The organism is Microcystis sp. LE18-22.4A (assembly GCF_027531105.1).
Taxonomy (GTDB): domain Bacteria; phylum Cyanobacteriota; class Cyanobacteriia; order Cyanobacteriales; family Microcystaceae; genus Microcystis; species Microcystis aeruginosa.
In genome coordinates this window covers 1-5,148 of record NZ_JAPZRB010000237.1, presented here as the reverse complement: position 1 = coordinate 5,148, position 5,148 = coordinate 1, and the positions used below count along the sequence as shown (strand labels likewise).

Sequence of the window (5,148 nt, the reverse complement as noted above, 5' to 3'; positions counted from 1 at the left end):
TACTTTGTGCTTTTTGTCAAAAAAACTTTTTTTTTGCAATAAAACTACACAAAAAAAAGATCATCGTTGTGGGTGAAATTGACTGATTTACCCGTCTTAATTAGGATCACCTTCTAGGTGTGGCAAGGGTTTCAACCATTGATGCCCAAAAAAGCACAGAATAACCCATTATGAAATTCAGTAAAATCGCTGTAACCATGATAACATCGTTGTTAAATAAAAATCTTTCTCAATTAATTCTTAAGAATTTATAAATATTGCGGAATGTTAATTTAAATATTCTCAAGTTTTTGCAGTCAATAAATAATTTTTGCTTATCTTTGTCGGAAAATAGAACTCCTGCAAAAATCCAACATCTACCATTGGGTTAGGAGTCTCCGAGTCAGGAGTCAGGAGATTATTTATTTATTCTCCCCACACCCCACACCCCACACCCTACACCCCACACCCCACACCCCACACCCCACACCCCACACCCCACTCCCCACTTCCCCACTTCCCTATCTACCCCACTTCCCCACTTCCCCACTTCCCCACTTCCCCACACCCCACACCCCACACCCCACTCCCCACACCCCACTCCCCACACCCCACTCCCCACTTATGAGAGATGATCAAAAGATGAAAGAATCGTGGCGAGAACGTCTGAATATCTCTCGAATAGCGATTAATGCCCCGAGGTTAACCATTGCTTTCTGGTTAGCGGTGGCCATGGCGGGAATTTTGGCTTTTAGTTCCCTAAAATACGCTCTTTTCCCCGATATCAGCTTTCCAGTCGTAATAATTAACGCTCAAGCGGATTTAGCTACTGCTATCACCACGGAACAGCAATTAACTAAACCCCTAGAAAATCCCCTTTTCTCTCTCCCCGGTTGTCGGGATGTGTCCTCGACTACTGCCCCCGGACAGTCAGTAATCAGCGTTTTCTTTAAAATTGGCACAAATTTAGACAAAGCCACCGCAGCAGTTAAACAGGCTATCTCGCAAGTCCCTTTACCCTCTCAAGCTACTACAGAAGTTATCCCCGTTGATTTAAATGAGTCGGCAACAGTCACATATACGCTGGTGAGTGAGCAGAAAACCCTAGAAGAATTAAGCCAAATCGCCCAAGATAATTTAATTCCGCCCTTAAAAGCTCTTCCTGGTACGGCTAAAGTTAATTTACTCGGTCAGGGTACAGTTAGGGAAGATAATCCCCATAAAAGCTTAACCCGACCATTACCCACGCTAGTGCGCTTTAATGGCCAAGAGGCAATCGCAGTGCAGGTAATCAAACAAGGTGCTGCCAATAGTCTCGATCTGGCCGCGGTCGCAGAAAAACTGGTTAAAGACATAGCACAAAAACTGCCCGATGTCAAGATAATTTTAGCTGAAACCCAAGCGGAATATATTCGCGCTGCCCTACAAGGTACGATCGATGATTTACTCTTGGCAGTTTTGCTGTCGGTGCTGGTGATATTGATATTTTTAGGCAGTTTCGCCGCTACAATCATTTCTGCTCTGGTTATCCCCCTATCTCTTTTGGGGACTTTCATTATCATGGCCATCTATGGGTTTAATCTGGAAACCCTGACGCTGCTGGCTCTCGCTTTGGTGATTGGCATTGTCGTGGATGATGCGATCGTTGATGTGGAGAATATTTCCCGTTTAATCGATGCGGGGGAAACCCCGAAAAATGCGGCACTCAAGGGGACAAGGGAGATCGGATTAGCTGTCACTGCTTCCACCTTAACCATTGTTGCCGTGTTTATACCCGTGGCTTTTATGGGGGGTGCGGTGGGGCAGTTTTTCCAACCCTTCGGTTTAACTGTCTCGGCTGCGGTGATTTTTTCTCTGTTGATCGCCAGAACTTTATCGCCAGTTTTGGCAGTATATTGGCTGAAACCGCAGTCACGGGCAAAAATGACGAAACAAAAGCGACCGATTGAAAACGCCTATCGACGGCTCTTAAACTGGTCATTGCGTCATCGTTTGCTGGTCATTGCTATTGCCCTAATTACCTTTTTTGCGGGTATTGCCTTGATTCCTTTTATTTCTAGGGGATTTATTCCCCGACTCGATCGCGGCGAGTTTAATCTGGTTTATACTTCTCCTTTGCCGAAAATAACGCAAATTAGTCCTAATAAACCGACGGCTAAGAGTTCTAGCGATAGTTTCGCTTGGATTTCTCAGTTAGCGAGTTCTCCCGAAAGTTTTCTTTTGCGTCGCACTATCCGCGATGGCAGCAAATTAGAAGCGCCGATTTTGCAGGATGGGGAAGTGGAATCGACTTTTATGATCGCCGGTTTACGGGGTGAGCCGAATCGTGGCAAAATTCACGTTAAACTGAAGAGCGATCGTAAATCTCACACCAGTGCGGTGCAGCAACGGATTCGGCAAATTTTACCGACAATTAGAGGGGTGAATGTCAGTGTCGAGGACATTCCTTTTGTGCAGACGGAAGCGGAAAAGCCGATCCAAATTGCGATTAAAAGCGATGATTTCAAGCTATTGCGCGATAGTGCCGAGAAATTGCGGGTTGAGGCTGCTAAAATCGCCGGTTTAAAGGATATTTCCCTATCATCTAGATTAAATGAGCGGGGGGATTTTTTGGCGATCGAGCGTTTAAATGGTCAACAGGCGATTTTTCTCAGTGCTAATCTTAGTCCCGATTTAGGATTAGAAGATGCGGCGATTAAAATTGAAGGGATTCCTTTACCGGAAGGGATAACTTTACAGCGTTGGGGTACTTCTTCTCAAAGTAGCGATGTTTTGGGCAGTTTTGGTCGCACTTTAATCCTAGCGACAATTTTAATGTTAGGAGTTTTATGGTTATTATTCAGAAGACTGCTAGAAACTATCGTCATCGCTTTATGTTTACCTTTAGCGATTGTGGGGGCAATGTTGGGGTTATTGGTAACGGGTAGTGAGTTTAGTATGATTTCTCTGATCGGGTTTATCTTCCTCTTGGGACTACTCGATAAAAATGCTGTGTTATTGCTGGATTATACTAACCAATTGCGTCAACAGGGTTGGAGTCGGGAGGAAGCGGTTTTAGAAACGGGAATGATTAGGTTAAGACCGATTTTAATGACCACTTGTTCGACAATTTTAGGCATGATTCCGATCGCTTTGGGATTGGGTACTGGTGCGGAATTGCGGCAACCCATGGCGATGGTAATTGTGGGAGGTTTAGTCACTTCTTCCCTGTTGAGCTTAATTGTTGTGCCTGTGTTATATCTAAGTTTAGAGGATGTTTGGAACCAGATTAAAGCCGGTCAAAAGTAGCTATTTTTACCGTTTTGGCTTCTGATTACTATAGAGTCGTTTAAATTCTTTTTGTTGTTGATTATGATCGACAATTGGCTCAGGATAACCACAACGATGTCTTTCTAAACGGGGGATTTTCCCGGTTACTAGATATTCCGTATCTACGGAAGCTAATTCCGGCAACCATTGACGAATATATTCCCCTTCCGGATCGAATTTTTGTGTCTGACTAGCGGGATTAAAAATTCTTAAAGGTTTCGGATCCATGCCACTAGAGGCACTCCACTGCCAACCACCATTATTAGCGGCTAAATCGCCATCAAAAAGTTTCTGCATGAAGTATTTTTCGCCTTTTTGCCAGTTAATAATTAAATCTTTGGTTAAAAAACTCGCCACGATCATGCGACAACGATTGTGCATCCATCCCGTTTCATTTAATTGTCGCATCGCCGCGTCAACGATCGGATAGCCGGTTTTTCCCTGGCACCAAGCTTGAAAATGTTCTTCGTTATCCTGCCAAGGAAAATGACGAAATTCTTTTCTATAAGCACCGACCGCCAATTCTGGGAAAAAATAGAGACAATGCTGGTAAAATTCCCGCCAAGCTAACTCTTGCTGCCAAGTGATAATACTATTTTTTGCTTCCTCGGCGCGGCAATTTTCTAATAATTCTAGGGTTGCCGTCCAAATTGTGCGGATGCCAATCGCCCCAAATTTTAAAGCGGCACTCAAGCGCGAGGTGCCATCGAAAGCGGGGAAGTTACGATCTTCTTGATAATTGTTAATAACCCCTTGACAAAATTCTTCTAATCTGCTATGGGCGGCCTTTTCTCCGGGAGCGAGGGGTAAGGGGTTTTGCCAAGTAAAACCTAAATTTTCTAGGGTTGGTAAGTTAATAGTTTCTGCGAGTTTCTCCCCCTCATTTTCCTCTAATCCTTGCAGGTTTTCTAGGGTTTTGGGGCTGGCTTTGGCTAATTGGCTCCAATTTTTCCAAAAAGGAGTATATACGGTGTAGGGACTTTTTGAGAGGGTGAGGACTTGCCCTGGAGCGTGGAGAAGTTGATCCCAGAAGGTTTCTACTTCAATTCCTTTTGTTTGTAAAGCGGCGATTACCTGTTGATCCCGTTGACGCGCGTAGGGTTCGATATCGAGGTTAAAAAAAACTGCTTTTGCCGATAAATTGCCGGCTAAATTGACGAGTGTTTGACTGGGGTTGCCGCGAATAATCAGTAATTGACTACCTTTTTGGCGATAATTTTTTTCTAATTCCTCTAGACAACCGAGGAGATAGGCAACTCTAGCAGGGGCGATATCATCCCTCTCTAAAATAGCGGGATCGAGGCAGAAAACCCCGATAATTTTCGGACTACGATCCCTAGCTTTACTCAGTCCAATATTATCCGAGAGACGTAAATCGCGACGATGCCAGAAAAGGATTAGATTTGACATAAAGTAAGGTGATGAGAAGATTATCAGGGGCGAGATTATTTTACATTGAGCTTGTCGAAATGTGGGGTACAGTTAAGAACAAATTCAGGTCAAAAATACTCTTTCTGTAATTATACGACAGTAGATCAAGAATAATTGTCTAATTTTAAAATCTAGCTGTGATTGGCAGTTAATTGATTGACAAAATCTCGATGTTCTGCTGTTTCTAACCCTCGCTGTAAAATCAATAAAACTTTTCCTAAGTCGCCCATTAATAAAGCATTTTTATCTAGCCATAAACCGGGGAAGATTTGGGAGCGCATTATGCCATCACTATCGGGTTCTAGTTTAATATATTCTCCTGCCTGTAGCCGAAACCAATCAATTTCTTGTTCATAAAACCGCCAGACTAGATATTCTTGGACTTGATTGCGACGGTAAACATTTAATTTTTGATGAACATCGTAGGAA

At 43.5% G+C, this 5,148-nt stretch carries 3 protein-coding genes; 1 reads left to right on the top strand and 2 read right to left on the bottom strand.

The genetic code is table 11. The annotated features are described in order from the left end of the window. Positions 1-621: 621 nt before the first annotated feature. Positions 622-3,267 carry an efflux RND transporter permease subunit gene (locus O9295_RS10915; RefSeq protein WP_288032943.1) on the top strand — a complete coding sequence of 882 codons (2,646 nt, stop codon included), beginning with the start codon at positions 622-624 and terminating at the stop codon, positions 3,265-3,267. Positions 3,268-3,273: 6 nt separating this feature from the next. Here the strand turns inward: O9295_RS10915 and O9295_RS10910 are convergent, their stop codons facing one another. Next, positions 3,274-4,698 carry an FAD-binding domain-containing protein gene (locus O9295_RS10910; RefSeq protein WP_288032942.1) on the bottom strand — a complete coding sequence of 475 codons (1,425 nt, stop codon included), beginning with the start codon at positions 4,696-4,698 and terminating at the stop codon, positions 3,274-3,276. 152 nt (positions 4,699-4,850) lie between these two features. After that, positions 4,851-5,148 (bottom strand): Uma2 family endonuclease (locus O9295_RS10905; RefSeq protein WP_288032941.1); only part of this gene is annotated, 298 nt, incomplete at its 5' end.